16 protein-coding genes are annotated in these 24,107 nt (G+C 48.3%); 7 read left to right on the top strand and 9 right to left on the bottom strand.

The features are described 5' to 3' along the window. Nucleotides 1-433 precede the first annotated feature (433 nt). Complete coding sequence (locus tag HMPREF9431_RS07600) at nt 434-958, bottom strand: nitroreductase family protein (RefSeq protein ID WP_004380634.1); 525 nt, start codon at nt 956-958, stop codon at nt 434-436. Between the two features lie 209 nt (nt 959-1,167). Between HMPREF9431_RS07600 and HMPREF9431_RS13525 the strand changes: the two genes are divergently transcribed. The 5 genes from HMPREF9431_RS13525 (at nt 1,168) to HMPREF9431_RS07620 (ending at nt 7,386) form a co-directional block, all read left to right on the top strand. Further along, nucleotides 1,168-1,530, top strand: coding sequence for a carboxypeptidase-like regulatory domain-containing protein (locus tag HMPREF9431_RS13525; protein ID WP_231287787.1), 363 nt, complete (start codon nt 1,168-1,170; stop codon nt 1,528-1,530). Then, nucleotides 1,466-3,889 (top strand): TonB-dependent receptor plug domain-containing protein, encoded by a 2,424-nt coding sequence (locus HMPREF9431_RS07605; protein WP_231287789.1) that lies wholly within the window; start codon nt 1,466-1,468, stop codon nt 3,887-3,889. The genes HMPREF9431_RS13525 and HMPREF9431_RS07605 overlap by 65 nt, the downstream gene beginning before the upstream one ends. 16 nt (nt 3,890-3,905) lie before the next feature. Then, the gene (locus tag HMPREF9431_RS07610) at nt 3,906-5,198 is read left to right on the top strand and encodes a DUF4876 domain-containing protein (RefSeq protein ID WP_004380637.1); all 1,293 of its coding nucleotides are present in this window, start codon (nt 3,906-3,908) and stop codon (nt 5,196-5,198) included. Continuing rightward, nucleotides 5,188-6,747, top strand: a complete 1,560-nt coding sequence (locus tag HMPREF9431_RS07615) for a DUF6850 family outer membrane beta-barrel protein (protein WP_004380638.1) — start codon at nt 5,188-5,190, stop codon at nt 6,745-6,747. Before HMPREF9431_RS07610 ends, HMPREF9431_RS07615 begins: the two co-directional genes overlap by 11 nt. A 165-nt stretch (nt 6,748-6,912) precedes the next feature. Then, nucleotides 6,913-7,386 (top strand): Dps family protein, encoded by a 474-nt coding sequence (locus HMPREF9431_RS07620; protein WP_004380639.1) that lies wholly within the window; start codon nt 6,913-6,915, stop codon nt 7,384-7,386. A 60-nt stretch (nt 7,387-7,446) separates the two neighbouring features. Here HMPREF9431_RS07620 and HMPREF9431_RS07625 read toward each other — a convergent pair whose 3' ends face one another. Genes HMPREF9431_RS07625 through HMPREF9431_RS07635 form a run of 3 tightly spaced genes read right to left on the bottom strand, consistent with a single transcriptional unit; the run spans nt 7,447 to nt 12,027 of the window. Beyond that, entirely contained in the window at nt 7,447-9,591 is a 2,145-nt protein-coding gene (locus HMPREF9431_RS07625; protein ID WP_004380640.1) for a M3 family metallopeptidase, read from the bottom strand. A gap of 40 nt (nt 9,592-9,631) precedes the next feature. After that, nucleotides 9,632-10,810, bottom strand: coding sequence for a MalY/PatB family protein (locus HMPREF9431_RS07630; protein ID WP_004380641.1), 1,179 nt, complete (start codon nt 10,808-10,810; stop codon nt 9,632-9,634). Continuing rightward, complete coding sequence (locus tag HMPREF9431_RS07635; protein ID WP_004380642.1) at nt 10,807-12,027, bottom strand: trans-sulfuration enzyme family protein; 1,221 nt, start codon at nt 12,025-12,027, stop codon at nt 10,807-10,809. Before HMPREF9431_RS07635 ends, HMPREF9431_RS07630 begins: the two co-directional genes overlap by 4 nt. Before the next feature lie 601 nt (nt 12,028-12,628). Here HMPREF9431_RS07635 and HMPREF9431_RS07640 point away from each other — a divergent pair. Together HMPREF9431_RS07640 and nanU are read left to right on the top strand one after the other, a co-directional pair. Further along, on the top strand, nt 12,629-15,982 hold the full coding sequence (locus tag HMPREF9431_RS07640; RefSeq protein WP_004380644.1) for a SusC/RagA family TonB-linked outer membrane protein: 3,354 nt from the start codon (nt 12,629-12,631) through the stop codon (nt 15,980-15,982). 19 nt (nt 15,983-16,001) lie between these two features. Beyond that, the gene (nanU, locus tag HMPREF9431_RS07645) at nt 16,002-17,591 is read left to right on the top strand and encodes a SusD family outer membrane lipoprotein NanU (protein ID WP_004380645.1); all 1,590 of its coding nucleotides are present in this window, start codon (nt 16,002-16,004) and stop codon (nt 17,589-17,591) included. Between the two features lie 878 nt (nt 17,592-18,469). Here the strand turns inward: nanU and HMPREF9431_RS07650 are convergent. The 5 genes from HMPREF9431_RS07650 to sufB are packed head-to-tail and all read right to left on the bottom strand — an operon-like array spanning nt 18,470 to nt 24,007. Then, nucleotides 18,470-19,105, bottom strand: a complete 636-nt coding sequence (locus tag HMPREF9431_RS07650; protein ID WP_004380646.1) for a ribonuclease HII — start codon at nt 19,103-19,105, stop codon at nt 18,470-18,472. 34 nt (nt 19,106-19,139) lie between these two features. Further along, on the bottom strand, nt 19,140-20,384 hold the full coding sequence (locus HMPREF9431_RS07655) for an aminotransferase class V-fold PLP-dependent enzyme (protein WP_004380647.1): 1,245 nt from the start codon (nt 20,382-20,384) through the stop codon (nt 19,140-19,142). Nucleotides 20,385-20,405: 21 nt separating this feature from the next. Next, on the bottom strand, nt 20,406-21,749 hold the full coding sequence (gene sufD, locus HMPREF9431_RS07660; RefSeq protein WP_004380648.1) for a Fe-S cluster assembly protein SufD: 1,344 nt from the start codon (nt 21,747-21,749) through the stop codon (nt 20,406-20,408). A 14-nt stretch (nt 21,750-21,763) separates the two neighbouring features. Continuing rightward, nucleotides 21,764-22,528 (bottom strand): Fe-S cluster assembly ATPase SufC, encoded by a 765-nt coding sequence (gene sufC / locus HMPREF9431_RS07665; RefSeq protein WP_004380649.1) that lies wholly within the window; start codon nt 22,526-22,528, stop codon nt 21,764-21,766. Between the two features lie 33 nt (nt 22,529-22,561). Further along, a complete protein-coding gene (sufB, locus tag HMPREF9431_RS07670) occupies nt 22,562-24,007 on the bottom strand; it encodes a Fe-S cluster assembly protein SufB (protein ID WP_040561443.1) in 1,446 nt (481 codons plus the stop codon). Between the last annotated feature and the right edge of the window lie 100 nt (nt 24,008-24,107).

Here is a 24,107-nt window from a genome sequence, read left to right on the forward strand (position 1 = left end):
TGGGTAGTGGTGCGTGCACCTTTACACGGTTAATGCGCGGGGGGAATGGTGTAATATATACCAAATTGTTCGGTAATCTCTATTGAATTGCCCGGCAAAGTGGGCTTCTTTGTTGGGCAATCTATGCTATATTGTTTGGCAATCGCTATCGCAATGTTTTATGGTCTTGTCCAAGTGGCAAGATAATAGGGGGAGTATGGGGTAGCAACTCAATACGAGTTGTGCTTTTGATCGTTCCACATTGGCGGATGCAATGTGCCTATGTGGGATGGAATGCGCGTCGGAAATAGGCCCAGTATGAGTTTTACCTTTTCGCATTGGTTCAAAAACAGTCTAAGGGTGATTTGGTTTTCATGCGGTTTGAGGGCAGAACGAATCAAAAAAGGGAAAAGCGTTGGTGGCTTTTCCCTTCTGAAAATAGCGATGGAATGGGCTATTTTATGATGCGATAATAATCGGCTTTCCGAGGTTTCACCGTCTTTGGATGAGACGAAGGATAGCCCAATACCAACGCACCAATGCCCATGAGTGCTTCAGGAAGTCCCCAATCGCGCATCAGTTGCTGTCCTTCGGCAGTTTCAAACATTTTCTCTTCCCGATTAATCCAGCAGCTACCTAAGCCCAAACTATGGGCTGCTAACATCATGTTGCCTAACACTAAACTGCCGTCTTTCACGTTGTTGGGCCACTCTTTTGGTGCAAAAACCAACACAATGGTGGGTGCACCATAATAAGGATCGCTGCTCACTTCCATCAGCCTTGCATTCTCTTTGCGCAGCCATTCCAACTGTTTTGCGTTTTGAACCGCCACGATATAGGGGCTTTGTAATCCTTTTCCAGTAGGCGCCCACGTGCCCGATTCCAACACCGTTTGCAGTTCTTCGTCCGTAATTTGTTCGGCTTTAAAGCTGCGAATGCTACGCCGTTCGCACAAAGCTTTTAATACTTCGTTGTCCATCTTCTATCTTCTTTATGTTAGTTTTGGACAAAGATAGTCAAAAAAGGCATAAATACCTATTTGTAGGTATTGCAGTTTTTCATCCGTTCTCATATCTTTGCATTGTTTAAAATGAATTTGTATTTAGGATTTTTTGAAAATAGTTTATGCAAAATACGAAACAGCGATTTTCCCTGTTCGTTATTCTCTTTGTCGTTTTTAGTGCTCTCATGAACCGTGTACAAGCACAAACGGCAAGTAATGCGTTCACTGTTCGTGTGACGGTTCTTGAGAAAGGAACGAACGAATCGGTCATGATGGCCAGTTGTTATCTGCACCCTTTAGAGGCCTACACCGTGACCAATATCGATGGAAAGGCCACTTTCAGCAAAATTCCTAACGGGCGTTACACCTTAGAAGTGCGCTATGTGGGGTATGAAAAATATCAGATGGTTGTGGATGTCACGCGTGATTTAGATTTTAAAATCAGCATCACGCCCACCTCTTTAGCCATTGAAAGAGGTGGTAGTGACGGCACAACAAAAGGCATCGGGTGCTTCAACAACGAGCATTATCGGCCGACAAGCCATTGATCACCTGCAGGCTTCGTCGTTAGGAGACATCATGCAGCTGCTTCCCGGCAAGCAAATGGGGAACTTAGACCTTACCCAACAGAGCAACCTTCAGCTCAGAACGTTGGTCAATAACAACACCAGTGCGTTTGGTTCAAGCATTGTTGTTGACGGAATGCCCCTTTCAAACAATGCCACAATGACGGCTGGAGGCTTCTCAGGCACGGCTTTTGTGGGCACCGATTTGCGTCAGATCAGCGCCGATAACATCGACAATGTGGAAGTGGTCCGTGGCATTCCTTCTGCCGAATATGGCGACTTAACAAGCGGTTTGGTGATTGTTCACTCTAAAGTGGGACTCACTCCTTGGCAGTTTAGAGCGAAAGTAAATCCCGCTTTACAGAACTATTCGTTGGGCAAAGGGTTCCGTCTGGCGCAGGCAGGCATCATGAATTTCAATTTCGATTATGCCAAAGCGTGGGGCGATCCGCGCATGAAGACGCGTTCTTATGGTCGTTATACGTTCAATGTGGGGCATGGCTATAACCTCTCGAAGCAATGGCATATCGACACCAAGCTGCGTTTGTTCTATGCCAATGATTGGAGTGGTAAGGACCCAGATGCTGTTAATGATGGCACGGAAAACAACAATAAGAATTACAGTTTCAACCTCACCCACAACGGACGCATTAGCATGAACCGCCCTTTGATGCGCACATTGTCCTACACGTTAGGTGGAAGTTTCTCGCAAGTGAATAGTAAAAACACCCGCATTGTCCCCGTTTCATCGGGACTTTTACCCATTCTTACGGCCGAAGAGACGGGCTATCACGCCGTGCCTTGGACGACTTCGAGCTATTTGGCCACAGGAAATACCCGGAGTAGTCCGGCCAATTTCTTTGCAAAGCTAAACGATAGCTTCTTCTTCAATGCAGGAAAAACGAATCAAAGCTTTAAGATGGGTGTTGATTATCGGGTGAGTTGGAATAGTGGACGAGGCTATTATAATGAGAATGATGAACGCCCTTATACCCCCAACAGCGATGGTCGGCCACGTGCTTTCTCGTCCTATCCGGCTTTGCATCAGCTTTCTTTCTATGCCGAAGACAACCTTACGTGGCACATTACGAAACAGCATTTCGTCCGTGCCAATGTGGGTTTGCGTTTCACGACGCAGCAACCCTTTGCACATGTGTCTACAACCGCACTCTCACCTCGGCTCAATCTCATGTATAGAGCGGCAAAATGGATAGATCTTCGCGGTGGAATCGGCCTCAATAGCAAGACGCCAAGTTTAGACTATCTCTATCCTTCACCCAAATATGAGGACCATGTTGCAGCGAATTATATGCCCGTTGGCGACCCTGCTGCGCAGCTATTGCTCTACCACACGCAGGTTTATCAGGTGCCTTATAGCAAGGGAATGAAGAATGCTACAACAACAAAGGTGGAGTTAGGCCTTGACCTTCGTTTGCCAGGTAACCGCAAATTGAGCCTCTTAGCCTATCAAGACCGGACGCCAAATGGTTTTAGTCCGCTCTTCAACTACATCACCTATTATAGCAATGTCTACACCCCCACACAAGGATTGGTGCTCACACCGGGGGCAGCCACGAAGGTAAATTTCAACAATCCCGCACGCCGTGACCTGCGATTTATGACAACAGGCGAGATTGGTAATGAGAATGTAACGGTGAACAAAGGCATAGAATTCGATTTTGATTTAGGTGTTATCAACCCCATCAACACGACTATCTATTTCAATGGGGCTTACGCTGAAATGGAAACATGGCAGAAGGGGCGCACATACAGCAGTGTTTCTCCGTCTCTTTTGCCTGCTACTTATTCTGCCTATGGGCTGACTCCTTTCAAAATGGTTTACTCTTCAGACTACAATCGCAACATTTATCGCCAATTTATCAATACGCTACGCATGGTAACCCATATTCCACGCCTGCGCATGGTGGCTTCGTTCACGGGACAAGTGATTTGGTATAATTATAGTTTTAACAAGGTGAGCACCACTAATCCCATCGGCTATCTTACGCCCGACCTCAACCATCACCCCATTACCCCTGACATGATGCAAGGCTTTTTAGACTTAGATGGCCATTATTATGCCGCAGCTCCGTCCGGTCACTATGTGCGTTTAAGCGATGTTGTGGTGCGTGCCAGTGATGCAGTGCCCACGAAAACGCCCATCACCTGGAACCTTTCCGCACGCTTAACCAAAGAGTTGGGCAATATTGGCGGCTTGAGTTTATATGTAAACAACGCCCTCTTCTATGAACCCTACCTGCACAATAGCACCACAACCACGCTTTCTCAGCGCAATGTGGGCAGCTTTGGTTATGGCGTTGAGCTTTATTTTAATTTATAATGAACAACAAAAAAATATGAGAAAATATCATCATCACGCGGCAAAGATGGCTGTAAAGGCTGCTTTTATAGGGCGCATTGCTTCAAGAATGAAATGCTTCGGAGGCTATATAGCCGTGGTTTTAACTTTGCTTTTAAATGGTTGTGTTGACTATAGCGACACCACACAAGCCGTTTCCACCACGATAAAACTGACCGTTCCCACGGCACTTACCGGCACAATGGCGCTGAATGGACACACTATCACGCTCACCAATGCCGATGGTGTCAAGCTAACGGCTACGACAAATGCGCAGGGTGAGGCCACATTTGCCAACCTTGTGCCCGACGTTTACACTGTCTCGGCGGCATGGAACCTATCCTTTGCCGAATACAGTCAGGTCACAGGCGACACACAAGTGAATGAGGGTGCTGTGGTATCGGCCACACTTAACAACCAACTCATTGATCGATCTACCACCATTACGTTGCCCACTATCCTTGCGATTAAACGCTCATTGGTCATCAGCAAGGTGTTTTATGCCGGCAACAAAGACCGAAACAACCGGAATTCGACAGCAGCACAATACATAGAGCTTTATAATCAGAGCGACCAACCCGTGGATGTGGCAGGCCTATATATCGGTTTATTGGAGACAGGCAGCATGCCGGCTTATACCCTTTCCAACCTCCATACGGCATATAACGACAGTATTGTTGTGTGCAAGCAGGTGTTCCAAATCCCCACTTCCACGCCTCATGTGATGCAACCCGGCGGTAGTGTCGTGATAACGAATAGTGCGGTGAACCACAAAGTGAATATTCCTTTGGCACAAGACCTCACCACTGCCGACTACGAAGCGAAGGATGCACGGGGCAAAACACAAAACAATCCTGCCGTTGCAGCGCTGGATTTGGTGTATTCTAATCTGCCTGCGCTCTCAAATATGAATTTCCTTGCGGGTGGACCCAATGGCGTTGTGATCTTTAAAACGACGCTTCGTGTGCAAATGTTCCCAAAGATTTATGCTTTTGGCAAGAACAATGGCATGCAATATTTGGCCATTCCTAAACGCTATGTCATGGATGGTGTTGACATTTTAAAATATAAACCTGCCGGAGTTGATGTGGCTACGAAACGCCTCAACAATGACATTGATGCAGGATATGGGGTTGTTCATGCCGTGAATGGTTATAACAGCGAGGTACTTTACCGACGTGTTTCCCGGCAAACGGGCGGTAGTGGGCAGCACATTTTGCAGGATACGAACAACAGTAGCAGCGATTTTGGTCGCTCAACAATGATAAATATTCGGGAATATGAAGAGTAAATATAGTCTCATCCTCTGTGTGATGGCGACACTTCCTGCGTGGAGTCAGTCTGCAAACGATAGTCTGATGTCTCTGGGACACTACCAGATGCTCGACCAACAACTGCTGTTTCGCCACACGAATAATGCGGCAGGCTTGGCCATTGACGCATCGCCTAACCGTGGAACAGCAGCTTTTCGTTACACTTATGATGGTGGACATTATCGTCGTGTGCAAGAGGGTACGTCGACACATGCGTTGCATTTTGTAACTGAAAGCTATCAAAAGCTCTCCAAATGGCTCTATGCCTACGGGAAGTTTGACTTCAACACGGGACGAACCAAGGAGAAAGCGTGGGCCGATGTGATGCGCCCTTACAACAGTAATCCCTATTTTGCAGGCTCATCTCGTGCAGGTCGCTACGATTTTCAGAACATTAAACTCTCGGCTTCAGTAGGAACAACCCAGATAGGTGCATGGAATTTTGGTGCGAAGTTGGATTATGCGGTGGGTGATTTGAGCCGTTTGCGCGACCCACGTTCACGTGCTGAGTTGCTGAACTATCGCATTACGCCGAGCCTGCTCTACCACTTTGGACGGCAAGCCATCGGTCTTTCGGGTTGGTATGACCGCCGAAAAGAGAAGATAAATGGGCTTACCACCGTGCAACAAGATGCCAACTTGAAGTATTATTTGATGGCAGGTATGGAGCATGCCGTGGGCACTTTGGGCGGCTTTAGTGCGTTTCAGCGCGAATGGGTGAACCACACTTTGGGCACAGAGCTGTCTTGGTATGCTCAAACAACCGACGAAGCGCTGCGCAGTTTGACCACACTCACACTGCAACGTGGCAGCGAAAGTGTGTTAGGGCAATATAAATACCGGCCGGGGCACTACTACACTTACGATTATGGTTTCACCCATCAAACGCTCATTCGCACGCAACATCTGTTGCATCGCATTGACTTGGGGGCACAATACGAAGAGGCTTATGCCAACGAATATCGTCCACAGTTGGTCATTACCACCGACCCTGCGACGGGCATCAGCTCCTATCGCTACGACAATCAGCTCACTTTCAAGAAACGTTACCAAGTGAAAGTGCTCAATGCCAACACACACTATCGTTTGAGCACGCTCGAAACACAAGGTAAATGGGGCTACATTGGCGGCTTGCTTACCTATCAAACGGTGACCAATCGCTATTTGTTGCCCACCTCAGAACTGCAATATCGTCGACTCAATGCGGCTTTAGAAATGGGTGGAAGCTGCCATGCCGTCATACTAAACGTGCAAGGTGGCTACAGCTTTTCTACGCGAAGCCGACTCGATTTGGCCGATGCGCATACCGATTATGCACGGCAAGTGCTGTTGCCTGATATGCATTATTACAGCCTCAACTACGCTTTCGGCCACGTAGATGTCGCTTATGAGCATCCCTTCGCGTTTAAAAACTATCGCGCCAAGGCATTCATCAAGGGGTGGATAGACGCGATTGCAACGGCAAAGTATCGGGGCAACAACTATCATCAATACCAGATGGGGGTGAGTTTGGGTGTCGTTTATTGAATAAAGGTGAGCCAACAAGATGACAATTACTGATGGATCATGATTTATACTATAAATACTTTTATTGATAAAATCATTTGGCTTGCAATTCGTTTTTGTCTATCTTTGCCACAACAGAGAACGAAATAGAAAGATAAACATTTTATTTTTTAAAAATATAGAGATATGAAAAATTTAGATTACACAGGCTTAGATGCTAAGAAAGTAGAGAAAGTTGTAAAAGAGTTAAGTCAACTGTTGGCTGATTTCCAAGTTTATTATGCTAATCTTCGTGGTTTCCATTGGAACGTTAAGGGTGATAAATTCTATCAACTCCATGAGTATTATGAAGGTCAGTATAATGATGCAGCTGCAAAAGTGGATGAGGTTGCAGAACGTTTGCTGCAATTGGATGCTCGTCCTGAGAACCGTTTCAGCGAATATTTGAAGCAGAGTCAGTTGAAAGAGGCTGGTTTTGAGCCCGAGAAGATGGAAGGTTTGAAATACATCTTGGACACGTTGAAGGTGATTATTGCACAGGAACGTCGTGTATTGGCTGCTGCACAAGAAGCTGAGGACGAAGTAACCGTTGCCTTAATGGATGATTATTTGACCGGTCAAGAGAAGAATGTTTGGATGTTAGTTGCTACATTGAGCTAAGCATCTGTAACAAATGAAAGAAAGGCTTTTGCATGTTCGCCATGCAAAAGCCTTTTCTTTTTATAAGCCACGCGCCTTTAATAAGGCCGAAGTATCGGGTGATTTCAACCCCGTGAAGCGGGTAAAAGTTTGCATTAAGTCCTCGGTGTTGCCCTTGCTCAGCACTTGTTGGCGGAACGCCTGCCCCACTTCGCGTTTCAAAGCGCCACGCTTGGCAAAGCAATCGGCAATGTTATCGGCCAAAACCTCGGTCCAAAGATAGCTGTAATAGCCTGCAGCATAGCCGCCACCCCACACATGATTGAAATAAGAAGTGCTGTAACGAGGTGGAATTTGCGCATCCAATAAGCCCACTTTAGCCAGTGCCTGCCGTTCAAAATCATCTGCTTTATCGGCTGAAGGCACTTCGTTTTCGGGCAAAGTAGTCCATGCCATGTCGACAGAAGAGGCGGCAAGGTTTTCGCCTAAAGCATAAGCTGAATGGTAATTCATCGCAGACATGATTTTATTGCGCAACGTATCGGGCATGGATTCACCCGTTTTTACATGCTTGGCAAAGTGATTAAACACCTCGGGAATGGTGGCAAACGACTCGTTAAATTGTGAAGGCATCTCCACAAAGTCGCGCGCTACGGCCGTTCCACTCAACGTGTTGTATTTGCAATCGGACAGCATACCGTGCAAAGCATGACCGAATTCATGGAACATTGTCGTCACTTCGTCCCACGTAAGCAGGGTGGGTTGCCCCTCGGGAGCTTTGGCATAGTTGCACACATTATATATAATAGGCTGTTGATGGCGCGCTTTACTCTGTTTGACAAAGCTGCTCATCCACGCTCCTCCACGCTTCGTTGGCCGGCGAAAATAGTCACAATACCACAAAGCCAAGGGCTTTCCGTCGTAATCAATGACCTCAAAAACACGCATATCGGGATGATAAGTGGGCAAATCTTTACGTTCTTTGAAGGTCAATCCATAAACCCTGTTGGCCGCATAGAATACGCCATTCACCAAAACGCTGTCGATATTGAAATAGGGTTTCACGTCGTCTTCGGAGAAATGAAACTTCTCTTGCTTCATCTTTGCCGAATAAAACATGCGGTCGTAGGGCTGTAATTGGAAATCGTTGCCCATGGTTTGGCGCGCATAGGCTTCAATCTCGCGCGTCTCTTGCTGTGCCTTGGGCCGATAAGCCGTGGTGAGTTGCTGCAAAAAGGTCTGCACATTTTGCGGCGTTTTGGCCATCGTTTTCTCCAAAGAATAGGCAGCATAGTTGGGATAGCCCATGAGTTTTGCCATCTCGGCGCCCAGTTTAGCCAACTCAACAACAAGCGGATAAGTGTTGAAAGCGTTTGTTCCGTCGGCACGATGACGCGAAGCCTCGTAGACTTTGCGGCGCAATTCGCGATTTTCCAAGTTGGTTAAGATGGGTTGTTGCGTGGTATTGACGATAACAATGCAATAAGGAGCCTTGCCACCACGACTTTCTGCATCCTTTTTACATTGCGCAATGTCGGCCTCACTCAAGCCTTTCAGCTCGTCTTTACTGTTCACCCACACCACAGCAGCATTGGTAGCAGCGGGCAAAACATTGCTCCATTGCTGTTGAAGGTCTGAAATTCGCTTGTAGACTTGCCCCATCCGCACCTTCTTTTCGGGCGAGAGCAGTGCACCATTGCGAACAAAATTTTTATAGATTTCATCTAACAAGCGCAGATCTTCGCCCTTTAACTGTTGGCGTTGATGGTCATAAACATATTTAATGCGCTGGAAGAGCTTCACATTAAACGTGATTTCGTTTTGCAAATCGGTGAGCAACGGCGTGATTTCCTGCTGCGTTTGCGCGATTACGGGCGTCTTGTGTGCGCCCACCAGTGCATAGAAAATGCTCGAAACACGGTCTAAAGTCTGCCCACATTGCTCGTAAGCCAGCACCGTATTGACAAAAGTAGGCCGTTGTTTGTTGTTCACAATGCGCTGAATTTCTTCGCGTTGTTGCCGAATGCCCTCTTTCAAAGCCGGCAGATAGTCGCCCTCTTGAATGCGATTGAAGTCGGGTGCACCAAATGTCAGTTTACTTTTTTGGAGCAGTGGATTGTTCATTGCGGTGGCAGGAGCAGTTTGTGCAGCCGCAACGAGTGCCATTGTCGAAGCCAGCCCCGTTGTCATCAGGGTGCGCTTCATCATTGTTTGTAGTCGTTTCATTTTTTCTTTCTGTTGGATTTGAATATTCTTTTCTGTTCAATCACACGTGGTGTTGCACGGCATCGCGCAGCTGTCGCAACGCTTGTTCCACTAATTGCCGTGGACACCCCACGTTTAATCGCATATAACCTTCGCCGCCTGGCCCGAACATCTCACCGTCGTTGAGAGCCAAATGGGCCTCGTCGATGAAGAGATGCAGCAGTTCCTCGTGCGACAAATGCAGTGCACGACAGTCTAACCAAATGAGGAATGACGCCTGAGGGCGCAGGGGTTTGATGGCCGGCATGTGCTGTTGGCAGAACGCTTCCACAAACAAAATGTTGCGTTCTACATAGTGAATCATCTGTTTGCGCCATGCTTCGCCCTCACGAAAGGCTGCTATCGTGGCAATAGGGGCGAAGAGATGCGGCTCGTCCAACTCGTTGACTGCAAGCCAATCGTAGAACACTTTTCGAATGTTTTCATTGGGAACGATGGCATAAGCCGACACGATGCCCGCAATATTAAAGGTTTTTGTGGGCGCTTGAAACGTGATACTGATGGCCGCAGCCTTATTGCTTACCGAGGCAAATGGCGTGTGTTGGTGGCCAAAGAGGGGCATGTCGGCATGGATTTCGTCGCTCACCACCAACAAATGGTGGTCGAAACAGAAGTCGGCCAAGCGTTGAAGTGTTGCCTTTGTCCACACCAAACCACCGGGATTATGGGGATTGCAGAGCAGGAGTACGCGGCATTTGTCGTCGCACACCTGCGCCAAGTTGTCGAAATCGATGTCATAATAGCCATCGCTACGCTTGCGAAGAGGGTTCCAAACCACCTCACGATGGTTGCCTTGTGGCGTTAAATGGAATGGATGATAGACGGGAGGCATGACAATTACCTTCTCATCGGGCTTCACAAACAGGTTGCAAATGATGCCGATGCCCTTCACAATGCCGGGAATGAAGCGCACCCATTCGCGCTGAATAGCCCAACCATGATGGGCTAACACCCAGTCGTGGATGGCCGGAAAATAGTCCTTTGGCTCAACGGTGTAACCCAAAATGGGATGATCTAAGCGCGCTTTCAGTGCCAGAATGATAGCCGGACAGACGGGAAAGTTCATGTCTGCTACCCACATGGGCAGCAAATCGTCGCGCTTCCAACGCGGGAGCAGTGCCTCGTGCATGAGGTCTCCGCTGCCTTTTCGCGAAATTAAGGTGTCGAAATCGTAGGTCATGCGAGGGCTTGTTGAATGTCGTTAAACAAATCATCCACATTCTCTAAGCCAATACTGAGGCGCACTGTGGTGTCGAGCACGTCCATCTTCGCCTTTTGTTCGGGCGTGAAAGCCACGAAGATGGTGCTATAGGGATGAATGGCCAGCGTGCGATTGTCAAACAAATTGGTGGCGCGATGAATGAGTTTCAAGCGATTGATGAAACGGAAGCAAGCCTCCTGGCTCGCCAATTCAATGCAAACCATGGCGCCAGATGTCGCACCAAACTGGCGTTTTGCAAGCTGATGATAGGGATTTTGGGGCAGTCCGGCATAATTCACATAGCGAATGGCGGGCAAATGCTGCAACCGAGTGGCCAATTCCAAGGCGTTTGCGGCCTGAACCCGGTAGCGTGCATCGAGCGTTTCGAGCCCAAGCGTTTGCAGATAGGCCACTTGCGGCGTCATGTAGGCACCGAAATTATAAAGCTGTTCGATGCGGATTTTGTGATCAAAGCCCTTCACTGTGCCATAATCAATAATGAGTCCGCCCAAAGACGTTGCGCCACCGCTGATATATTTGGTAGACGAAACCAACTCAATATCCACACCTAAGGCGTGGGCAGAGAAGCAAGTGAAAGGAATCATCGTCGTGTCGGCCACCAAAGGCACATGCTTTTCGTGGGCCACACGCGCCAAAGCGGCGATGTCAACAATCTCCATTTGGGGATTGGTCATGATTTCAAAGAACACACATGCCGTGTTTTCATCGATTAATTGTGACGTCTCTTCTATGTTAGAGAGGTCGGCTAAGCGCGTTTCTATGCCAAAACGAACGAGCGATTCGGTGAGCAATGAGTAGGTGTTTCCAAAGAGATGCTTCGACGTTACGATGTTCTTTCCTTGCGAGGTCAACGCCAAGAAAGCATTGCTTATGGCAGCCATGCCACTGTTGAATGCCGTTACACTATGCGCATCGGTGAGTGCTTTCACGCGGTTTTCAAAATAGGTCACCGTGGGATTGCCCGTGCGCGAATAGTCAGGAGCGCCCGAACGACCGGCAAAAGCCTCGGTCATGGCTGCGGCATTGTCAAACTCATAGGCCACAGCATGGTATACAGGCATGCTCAAAGCATCATAAACATCGCGGCGAGGATAGGCCAAATGCAACGCCTGGGTCGCCTTTCCCTGCACCTTACCCTCTTTCTTTTCGCCCTTAGATTCCTCTTTTTCTGACATTTCGTTCATGTTTTATTATTGTTTATCGTTATGATTTTCCTTGCTTTGGTCTGCACCTTGCGCCGGCATGGTTTCCTCTGTGGCAGACGATGCCACGCTTCACGTGCGCCTGTTTGCAGCAGCCTTTGGCAAAAGTAGTAACTTTTAATGAGTTGTGCAACAATCTTTTCATTGTATTTCGCGCATCATAACCCACCGATAAAATAATGTTTCAAAAACACATTGCACTACAAGAAAAAGGTTTTTAAGGCTGCTTAAAAGAGGATTATCAAGCACATCGGTCGCCATAATCATCGCTGAACATTGCTTTTTTATAGGTGATAACAAACTTTTTCCGCATTTTTTAGTCTGCTTTTAAAAAAAGTTTGTACATTTACACCGCATAACTGAGACAAATCAAATCGCGTAAGTGAATGAATAAAACTATCCTACTATTGCACTTTACCGCATCTTCCATACGACAAAGCGTGGAAGAACAAGTTCCTTTATCTGATATACTGCCAAGCAAACCGCGCGGAGGTCCTAAGTAAAGTGGTACAGATTAGGTTGCAATTTATGCTGTTTTCTACTAAAATATCATCTATTTTAATACATAATATATATGACTTTACACAAGAAACCTATTAGTTTTGCGCTATGGTTAGGCGCATCGCTCGTGACTCCTGCCGTGGGATGGGCAACGCAAGTGCCTGCTCCACAGCACACGCAACAAAGCAATCAGTGCACAGGAACCATTACTGACGAGCAAGGAGAGCCCGTTATTGGGGCAACTGTTCAAGTAAAAGGCACGAACAATCGGGTGATAACCGACTTCGATGGCCGTTTCACTTTGCAGAATGTCAATCGTGGTAGTGTGCTCATCTTGAGCTACATTGGCATGGATTCACAAGAAGTGAAATGGAACGGGCAACCGATTAAGGTGCACATGAGAGAGCAATCGCATGCCCTGAACGAAGTGGTTGTGACGGGTTATGGCGGACAACAGAAGCGTGCCACGCTGACAACGGCCATCTCGAAGATGGATAATAAGGTGTTGGATGCGGCTGCTTTCGCCAATGCGGGTAGCGCTTTGCAAGGCAGTGTGACGGGCTTGCAGGTGTTTAACGGTTCGGGACAGCCGGGAACAGCACCTTCCATCACGCTTCGTGGTGGCGCTTCGATCACAGGTAATGCACCTGCTTTGATCATTGTTGATGGTGTGGAGCGCACGCTTTCAGAGGTAAACCCATCGGACATTGAGTCGATGGAGGTGCTGAAAGATGCGGCGTCGACCGCCATTTATGGTGCAAGAGCCAACGGAGGTGTTATTTTGATTACCACAAAGCAGGCAAAACGTGGCACATCGAGCATCAATTACCGCATGAAAGTGGGTGTGAACTTCCGTCGGGATGACTACGATTTCATGAACGCACGCGATTATATCTATTATAATCGTTTAGGGATGAAGCGTTATGCAACGTCAATGGCCGGGCACGGAACTCCTGCAAATGTAGACGCTCAGAATGGTTATTCGGGCTATGGTTACAGCCATTACACCCCACGCACCGATGTGTTATACTATGATGCGACCAATCCCGACCACAAACGCATGTTGGAACAAGAGGGATGGCAGCTGATGGACGACCCTTATTACAACACTGGACCCGGCAAAAAACTGATGTTTAAAGACTATAGCGGCCTGTTGGAAGATGCTATTTTCCACAATCAGACCACCACACAAGACCATTACATGAGCTTTTCGGGTGGCAACAACTTGGGATCGTTTGTGGCTTCGTTGGGCTATTACCACGAGGATGGTGTCGTTCGCAATACCTCTTACAAGCGTTTCACGGGTAGTGTGAAGGGCGATTACCAAATTAAACCCTGGCTAAAGGTGCGTGCCGGTGCACAATACACCTGGTACACGCAACCCAATAGCTATTATGGCTCGTGGTCTTCACTCTTCTATCGCACGCGTTCTCAGCGTCCAACGTGGAACCCTTACTTGGAAGATGGTAGCCCAGCACCAGGTTGGAGCTCCTCAGATGGTAACTATTTGTATTGGAATGACAAGCTCACTACGAGCAATGGTAACCGCGCAGAGACTTACAATTTGGGCTTTGATTTAACGATTATCCCGAAACATCTCACGCTGACAACCAATGCTTCGGTCTATCATACGTTAGATCAACAGGAGACATTCAATAAGGCTTACTACACACAAAGCAATCCTGGCAAGATGAATACCACGCGTCGCGCGTATGGTTATTTGATGAAAGACACGCAAACGCAGCTCAATGCTTTCTTGAACTATCGCAATACGTTTGCCGAGAAACATAATGTTGACGTGATGTTGGGTGGCGAATACTTCGATTACAACTACTATCAGTTGTATGCTTCAACGAAAAATTCGCCCACAGACGATATTCCTACGCTCAATGCTGGTGCTGATAAAGACGACAATCCCAGCTCATATAAATCGCGCAATCGCATAGAATCGCTCTTTGGTCGCCTCAATTACGACTACATGCAAAAGTATTTGCTCTCGTTTACTTTCCGTTATGACGGCAATTCTAAGCTCAAAGATCATCGCTGGGGCTTCTTCCCTGGTGTGTCATTGGGCTGGAATGTGATGGAAGAAGACTTCTGGAAAGATTCTAAACTCGCAAAAGTGGTGAGCAATATCAAACCGCGTATCAGTTATGGTAGCAACGGAAACGTGAGCGGTATCGGCGACTTCTACATCTATGGTGTGTATGGTCAGCAGACAAACTACAACGGAAACACGGCCTTCTACGACCGTTCGCTCGTTAACACCGCACTGAAATGGGAGCAAAGCCACACGTTTGAAGGTGGTCTTGACCTTGGTTTCTTCAAAAATCGCTTGGCACTTATCCTCGATTACTACGTGCGCAACACCAGCAACCTGCTGCAAAGTGTCAACCTTCCTTCGTATATGGGTTTCCAATCTATCCAAACCAACTTAGGAAAGTTGCGCAACCAAGGTTTCGAAATGGAGGTGCGTGCCACACCAGTGCACCTGAAAAACGGCTTCCGTTGGGATCTTTCGTTCAACCTTTCAACAGTTAAGAACACCATTATCAAGCTGCCTAAGAGCGATCGTCCATTCAATCAGCTCAACGGAGTGGAAGTAGCTGCCGGGCCGGTTGATGCAAATGGCAAGACACCTACAAAGTGGATTGGTGGCTATCGCGAAGGAGGAAAGCTCGGAGACCTTTATGGTTATCAGCAAGATCACATCTTTCGCGACTGGGATGACGTGCGCACGCATGCCAATAAGCGCATCGATAACGTGGCAAAACTTTACGGACCGGGCCTCGCTGACGAGATAAATCCGCAAACGGGCGTGCTTTATAAGAACTCAACCGGTTGGAAACCCATCGAACCCGGTGATGTTTGCTGGGAAGATATCAATGGCGATGGCATCATCAACACGCTCGATCGCAAGGTAGTCGGCAACGAACGACCCAGCGTAACAGGCGGATGGTCGACCACACTCACTTATAAAAACCTGTCTTTGTATGCACGTTGCGACTATGCTTTGGGCCACACCATCTACAATGACCTCAAGTCTCGCTCTATGGGACAGTTTCAAGGGCAGTTTAATCTCATCACGAAAGTGAAAGAAATGTGGAGCGAAGACAACCCCAACAGCAAGTATCCGGTCTTCACTTACGCCGACCAACTGAACAAACATAACATCTGGCGCGGCAATTCTATCTTCTATGAGAAGGCCAGTTACATGGCTTTGCGCGAGATAACCCTCAGCTATAGCCTGCCCAAACAATGGATTAAGGCGCTCCAAATGAGCAATGCCAACGTGTATATCACGGGACAAAACCTCTTTTATCTCACCAGTTACGATGGTGCTTCGCCCGAACCTACCAACGGAGTTGACTATGGTCGCTACCCGGCACCGCGCACTTTACTCTTTGGGCTCAACATCACTTTCTAACAAAACAAAGTAATTTACAATGAAAAAGCTATTTTCTTATATCGCAGCCACCGTGGTAAGCCTGTCGCTTACGGGCTGTTTGGACTTAGAACCCACCAGTAGTATCACCGATGCCAACTTCTGGAAAAACGCCGACCAAGTGCAATCTTTCAACCAGGGTCTCCACTCTTTTGTGAGAGACTATGGCTATGAATACATCATTTGGGGCGAGATGCGCAGCAACATCTACAGCGGAACGCCCTTCAGTGGTGAGGCTTCGCAAGGCTATGAGCGCTTATGGAACAACACACTTGAAAAGAGTAGTCCTGTAATCAGCAAGTATGGCGGCCTTTATACGGGCATCAATCAAATCAACCTGATGATTGATAAGATTCACGAGGCAACGTTTTTGAGCAACGAACAGAAAAACAAATACCTCGCCAGCAGCCATGGTTTGCGCGCATTTCTCTATTTCCAGTTGCTGCGTAGCTATGGCGATGTCATTCTTTATCTGCAACACACCGAAGGCAACACCGTTGATTTGGACAAAGTAGCCCGCAAACAAGATGCGGCAGCCGACGTGATGACGCAGATAAAAGCCGACATCCAAGCCTCTGAAAACGCCTACAACAACAACTATTCCTTTGCCGATGGGCGCATGTATTGGTCGCTCGCAGCCACCAAAATGCTCAAAGGCGAGGTTTATTTGTGGAGCGGAAAGCAGATGGGAGGTGGCACAAGCGACTACCAAACGGCGCTGCAAGCCTATCAAGATGTGAAAAACAATGCCGATGTTGCATTGCTCAACAACTACAACGACGTGTTTGCCTACGACAAGAAAGGCAACAAAGAGGTGATTTTTGCCTTGCACAACCGCGAAAACGAAACCTCGTTGTGGAATGGGCTCTACACCTCTTTGGTGATGAACAAGCAGAATGTGAGTGGCTATCGCCTGCACGATGCCGGCGGAAATGCCATCCAATTCAGCCAATCACAGTATTTAAACCTCAGCCTTGGCAGCGGAGTGATGCGCTTTCCGCTTGACAAACAGCTGTGGACCAAGCTCTATTTCAACGGCAACGACACCCGCAGAGCCGGCTCTTTGGCCGATGTTTATGAAAGCGATGGCACCACCTACGTGGGCAACATCTGCAACAAGTTCCACGGAACGTTGCTTGCCGGCGGATCGGCTACCTCGTGGTTCGACGACCAACCCATCTATCGCTATGCCGAATGTCTGCTGGGAATGGCCGAGGCGAAGGTGCTTTTGGGACAAAGTCCGGCGGCAGAAATCAATCAAATTCGCAGTCGGGCTTATGGCGTAACCTATTTCACTGCTCACCCCGAGGTGCAATATCCCAACGAAAAGAGCACCGGTGGCTCGCCCGCTTTGACGGCATTCTACACCAATAATCCCTTTGTTGGTGGCGACGAAACGCCCGAAGAGGCCGTGTTAAAGGAGCGTATGCGCGAGTTTTTGTTCGAAGGAAAGCGCTGGCACGACATTCGTTTGTTCAACAAAGCCACGCAATATTCCACGGCTAACAACACGCGTTTGCTTTGGCCTATCGACGAAACAACGCTCTCTACCAACAACCTGTTGACGCAAACACCGGGCTATGGCGATTAAAAAGCATGCAAATTGCGCCGTAAAAAGATAGAGATTGCATGGCAAACCGATAGAGATTGCGCACTAAAATGATAGCTTTTACCCCACAAAGGAATTGCAAGCGCGAAACCAACCGGTAGCCATCGGGCGGAAAAGCCATTAAAACAGAGCCATAAGCTCCACAAAACAAGGTGCCTGATTTGCCGACATGAGCAAATCAGGCACTGTTCTTTTGCCCTCCAAACGCTGCACCTTTCACCTCCAAACACTGCACCTTCCACCGCCAAACGCTGTATCTTTCACCCTTCAAATGCTACACCTTCCACCGCCTTTGTTAGCAAACAAGGCACCTTCGACCGGCAAAAATGGCACAACAAGATGCTCTTTTGTCCTCATGATAGCGCATATTTCGACGAAATATTAACCCAATCAAAAGTAGGTTAACATTTCTCTTGTGCAAAAACAACCCAATTAAAAGTGGGTTAACATTGTTCTTTCCCAAAAGTAACCCAATTAAAAGTGGGTTAATATTTCTCTTGCCTGACGATAACCCAATTAAAAGTGGGTTAATATATCTTCCTATGCACGCCAAAAACAAACAGATTGGACGAAAAAGTGGGCTGCTTTAGGAGGCAAATCGGTTGCTTTTGAAACAAATTGTGGGTGAGGAAGGATTGAATGAAGGCTTGTTTTGAAACAAATTGTGGGTGAGGGTGGGTTGAATGAAGGCTGGTTTTGAGACAAATTGGGGGTGGGGGTGGGTTGAATGAAGGCTGATTTCGAGACAAATTGCGGGTGAGGGTGGGTGGAATTAGAGTTGGCTTTGAAACAAATTGCGGGTGCAGGTGGGTGGAATTAAGGCTGGATTTGAAACAAATTGCGGGTGAGGGTAGATGGAATTAAGGCTGGTTTTGAAACAAATCGGGCTCGGCAATGAGCTGGAAACTCTTGCGATGCAAGGGCGAAATGCCGTGCGTGAGGATGCCCATGCGGTGCTTCTTCGTGGGATAACCCACGTTGTGTTCCCAGTCATAATAAGGATATTGCGCCGCCATCTCGCGCATATAATCGTCGCGAAAGGTCTTGGCAAGGATGCTGGCAGCGGCAATCGTCTGATATTTCCCGTCGCCTTTCACCACGCAAGTGTGCGGCAATGTGGTGCCTTCGCCGGGCAATCCCTTGCCAACCACGTAGGCATCGAAACGGTTTCCATCCACCACAACGGCCTCGGGACGCACGCTTAACTGGTCGAGGGCGCGGTGCATGGCCAGAAAACTGGCATGGAGAATGTTGATTTTGTCAATCTCCTGGGGCGTCACAATGCCCACAGCCCAGGCCAAAGCATCCTGCATGATTTGTTCACGCAGCGCATAACGCTTGGCCTGCGTGAGCTTTTTGCTGTCGTTTAGATGAGGGTTGTCATAATCTTGCGGCAGAATAACGGCGGCCGCATAGACGCTTCCGGCCAAGCAACCGCGTCCCACTTCGTCGCAGCCAGCCTCGATTTTGTCGGTGTAATAGTGTGGAAGGAGCATCATTGTCGGTCATTTCGGGCGCCATCGGGTGCCATTAAAACATGGTTGCAATGCGCTTAATGGCGGCCACCAATGCGTCAACCTCTTCGAATGTGTTGTAGAATGCGAAGCTCGCGCGTGCAGTTCCGAGCACACCTAAGCGCTGCATGAGGGGCTGTGCACAGTGATGTCCGGTGCGAATGGCAATGCCCAAATGGTCTAACAGCGTGCCCATGTCCATGTGATGAATGTCTTTCACTTGGAAACTCAACACGGCATCGTGCTGCAAAGTGTCGAGGTCTGTATCTTGAGGAATGCCATAAAGGTGCATGCCTTCGATGGTTTGTAGCTGGCGGATGGCATATTTCGTGAGCGCTTCTTCGTGGGCTTGGATGGCATCCATGCCGATAGCCGACACATAATCAAGCGCCTTGGCCAGCCCGTTGGTGGCGATATAGTCGGGTGTTCCGGCCTCAAACTTCAACGGGGGCTGCTCAAATGTGGAGCCTTCAAAACTGACATGGGCAATCATCTCGCCGCCACCTTGATAAGGAGGCAACTGCTCTAACCACGCTTCTTTGCCATAGAGCACGCCAATGCCCGTGGGTCCATAGATTTTATGGCCGCTGAACACAAAGAAGTCGCAATCCATCTGCTGCATGTCGACCTTGAAATGGGGTGTGCTTTGCGCCCCATCAACCACCACGGGAATGGCATATTCGTGGGCCATGCGGATGACTTCGGCTACAGGATTGATGGTGCCCAACACATTGCTTACCTGCGAAATGCTGATGATTTTGGTGCGCTCGTTGATCATGTTGCGCAGCGCTTGCACATCCATTCGCCCGTAATCGTTCATCGGAATCACGCGCAACACGATGCCTTTTCGCGTGGCCTGCAGCTGCCAAGGCACGATGTTCGAATGGTGTTCTACGGTAGAAATAATCACCTCGTCGCCCGCTTTCATCATCGATTCGGCAAAGCTCGACGCAATAAGGTTGAGCCCTTCGGTGGTTCCGCGCGTGAAAACAATCTCGTTTGTGCTGCGGGCGTTGATGAAACGGCGCACCGTTTCGCGTGCCTGTTCGTGCAAATCGGTGGCTTGTTGGCTCAACCAATGCACGCCACGATGCACGTTTGCATTGACATTGAGGTATTCTTCGCGCATCGCATCAAGCACAACCATGGGCTTTTGTGTGGTGGCTGCATTGTCGAAATACACCAAAGGCCGGTCGTAAATGGTGCGCGCGAGGATGGGAAAATCGGCGCGTATCTGCTTTATATCGAGCTTATCTATCATTATCTTATTTCAAAAGGTCACCTATTTGCACAGCTGGCAGCCCTCACATTTATTCAGTTCGCCCCGGAAACGCTTCTCCACTAAGTGGTGAAGTCGGTCACGAAGCGGCACTAACTCCATCTTATCGATGACTTCATTGACGAAAGCAAACTGCAACAACAACTTTCCTTCGCGCTTGCTGATGCCGCGTTGCTGCATATAGAACAAGGCATCGTTGTTCAGTTGCCCTACGGTTGAGCCATGAGCACACTTCACATCGTCGGCATAAATCTCCAACATGGGTTGCGTAAACATGTGTGCTGTCTTCGTAGCGCACAGGTTTTGATTGGTTTCCTGGCTCACAGTCTTCTGCGCTTCCTGCCTCACTAACACACGACCAGCAAAGGCTCCCACGGCATTGTCGTCGAGAACATATTTGTAAAGCTCATTGCTTGTGCAATGAGGCACGCGATGATCGATGAGCGTATTGTTGTCTACGTGCTGGCTTTTGTCGGCAATCACGCAGCCATTGCAATGGCATTCGGCGCCTTCGCCTTTGAAAACAAGATCTAAACGATTGCGCGTGATGCCGTTATGCAGCGTGATGACGTTGTGATTGACACGGCTATTGGCCTGCTGATCGATGTAAACATTGCTCACACGCGTATTCTTTAGATGCGTCTCCTCTAAGCAATTCAACTCTAATTGCGCACCCTCGCCCACATAAGCCTCGATGACTTGCGTGGTGAGGAACCGGCGATTGTCGGCCGCATGATCGCAAAAAAGCAACTTCAGTTCGGCACCTTCCTCCAAAACCAACAACACACGGCGGTTCACCATCAGCTCAACATCGGCACGAAGAATGTTAATCACCTGAATAGTACGGTCGACTTTCACCCGCTTGGGCACATAGATGAAGAGCCCATCTTGCGCCAACATGGTGTTCAACGCCGTGATAGCGTCGTCCTTTGTCTGTGCCAAACCCGCATAATAGGGTGCAACTAAATCGGGACGTTCGGCTGCAATGCGATTTAAAGAGTCGATGATGACGCCTTCAGGCAGCTTGTTTTGTGGCAAAGCCTGCGTATAAAAGCCGTCATTTACTACGAAATAAACCGATGTACTAAGGTTGGGAACATCGCATGTAAACGTCTCGTATGGGTCGACAGGGATAGGCAATCGCTTGAGATTTAACCCGTAATCGGGTGCAAAAAGCGCCGCCATATCGGTGTATTTATAACGTTCTACCTTCTTTGTGGGGAAGCCTTGCGCCTTGAAATCAGCAAAAGCCTCATCGCGAACCGCATTCAACACATCGGCCGAATGGGTTTTAATCAGCTGCGAGGCCTGCTGATAAAGGTCTATATATTGTTGTTCACTCTTCATGATGTGCCTCCTTTTTATTCACCAAAGCGTGCATCGGCCTCTTCTTTTATCCAGTCGTAGCCGTGTTGTTCAATCTCTTTTGCCAGCTCGGGACCTGCCGTTTTCACGATTCTTCCTTTGTAAAGCACGTGCACTTGCGTGGGTTTAATCATGTCGAGCAGGCGCTCATAGTGCGTAATCACGATGGCTGAAGTTTGCGGTGTATGCATTTTATTCACGCCATCTGCCACAATACGCATGGCATCGACATCCAACCCCGAGTCGGTTTCGTCGAGAATGCTGAGCGTAGGTTCAAGCATTGCCATCTGAAAAATTTCGTTTCGCTTCTTCTCTCCGCCCGAGAATCCCTCGTTAACCGAACGATTTGAGAGCTTACTATCAAGGTCAACTAACTTGCGTTTCTCGCGCATCAGCTTCAGAAAGTCGGCCGCATTGAGCGGCGCTTTGCCCTGATATTCGCGCTTAGCATTAATGGCTGCCCGCATGAAATTGGTCATTGAGACCCCCGGAATTTCTACAGGATACTGGAAAGAGAGAAACAATCCCGCATGAGAACGGTCTTCAGGACTCATCTCTAACAGATTTTTTCCGTTGAAAAGTGCTTCACCCTCGGTGACGGTGTAGAGCGGATTGCCTGTCAGCACGGCACTCAATGTTGATTTACCCGAGCCATTTGGCCCCATGATGGCGTGGATTTCGCCATCCTTCACTGTGAGGTTTATACCCTTTAATATCTCTTTGTCCGCAATCGTTGCGTGTAAATTTTTAACTTCTAACATGGTTGTTTCTTCAAAAATGATGATTAATGGTGATTATCCTACCGTGCCTTCGAGCGTAACACTCAACAGCTTTTGCGCCTCAACCGCAAATTCCATCGGCAGTTTATTGAGCACTTCCTTGGCATAACCATTCACGATTAAGCCCACAGCTTGCTCGGTTGGGATGCCACGTTGGTTGCAATAGAAGAGCTGATCTTCTGAGATTTTCGATGTAGTTGCCTCATGTTCGACGATAGCCGAGTCGTTATGCACGTCCATATAGGGGAAAGTATGGGCGCCACACGTGCTACCTAACAACAGAGAATCGCACGAACTATAGTTGCGTGCATTGTCGGCATGAGGCGTAACGCGCACCAAACCGCGATAGGAATTTTGGCTCTTCCCGGCCGAGATGCCTTTAGAAATGATGGTCGACTTGGTGTTTTTGCCCATGTGAATCATCTTTGTTCCCGTGTCGGCTTCTTGATAATTGTTGGTAACGGCTACGCTATAGAACTCGGCAACGGAGTTATCGCCGCGCAAAATGCACGAAGGATATTTCCATGTGATGGCCGAACCCGTCTCCACTTGCGTCCAACTGAGCTTGGCATTTACCCCTCTCAGGTCGCCTCTTTTGGTCACAAGGTTCAACACTCCGCCCCTGCCTTGCTCGTCACCCGGATACCAATTCTGCACAGTTGAGTACTTTACTTCGGCATTATCCTTCACAACAATCTCTACAATGGCAGCATGTAGCTGGTTTTCATCGCGCATAGGTGCCGTGCATCCCTCAAGATAGCTGACATAAGCTCCATCTTCTGCCACGATGAGTGTGCGTTCAAACTGTCCCGTATTGGCTGCGTTGATGCGGAAATAGCTGCTCAACTCCATCGGACAGCGCACGCCCTTGGGGATGTAAACAAACGAGCCATCGCTGAAAACGGCACTGTTGAGTGCTGCAAAATAGTTGTCACGATAAGGCACCACCGAACCTAAATATTCGCGAACCAAATCGGAATGCTCGCGAACGGCCTCGCTGATGCTGCAAAAGATGATGCCTTTCTCGCGCAGTTTCTCCTTAAAAGTGGTTTTCACCGAGACCGAATCCATGATGGCATCCACAGCTGTTCCGCTCAAAGCCAAACGCTCTTCCAACGGAATGCCCAACTTATCGAATGTTTTTTCCAACTCAGGATCAATCTCTTTGTTTTTGGGTTTGCTGGCCAACGGGTCTGCATAATAGGATATGTCCTGGTAATTTATCTTGGGAAGATGCAGGTGTCCCCACGTAGGTTGTTGCTGTTCCTGCCAATATTGATAGGCCTTCAGACGGAAATCCAACAGCCATTGAGGCTCATTCTTCTTCTTCGAAATCAAGCGAATGATGTCTTCGTTGAGTCCTTTTTCTATGATTTCGGTTTGCACATCGGTGGTAAAGCCAAACGCATATTTGCGCTCTGCCACCTGCTTGACAAACCCATTCTTCTCTTTTTCTGCCATGTTTACTGAATACTTCTTTTGCTCTGCTACCTGCAACAAACTGCATACCACAAACAAAAGTGGTCACATTTGTTACAAAACACAATAGTGACACCCTTCC

The organism is Segatella oulorum F0390 (genome assembly GCF_000224615.1).
Taxonomy (GTDB): Bacteria; Bacteroidota; Bacteroidia; order Bacteroidales; family Bacteroidaceae; genus Prevotella; species Prevotella oulorum.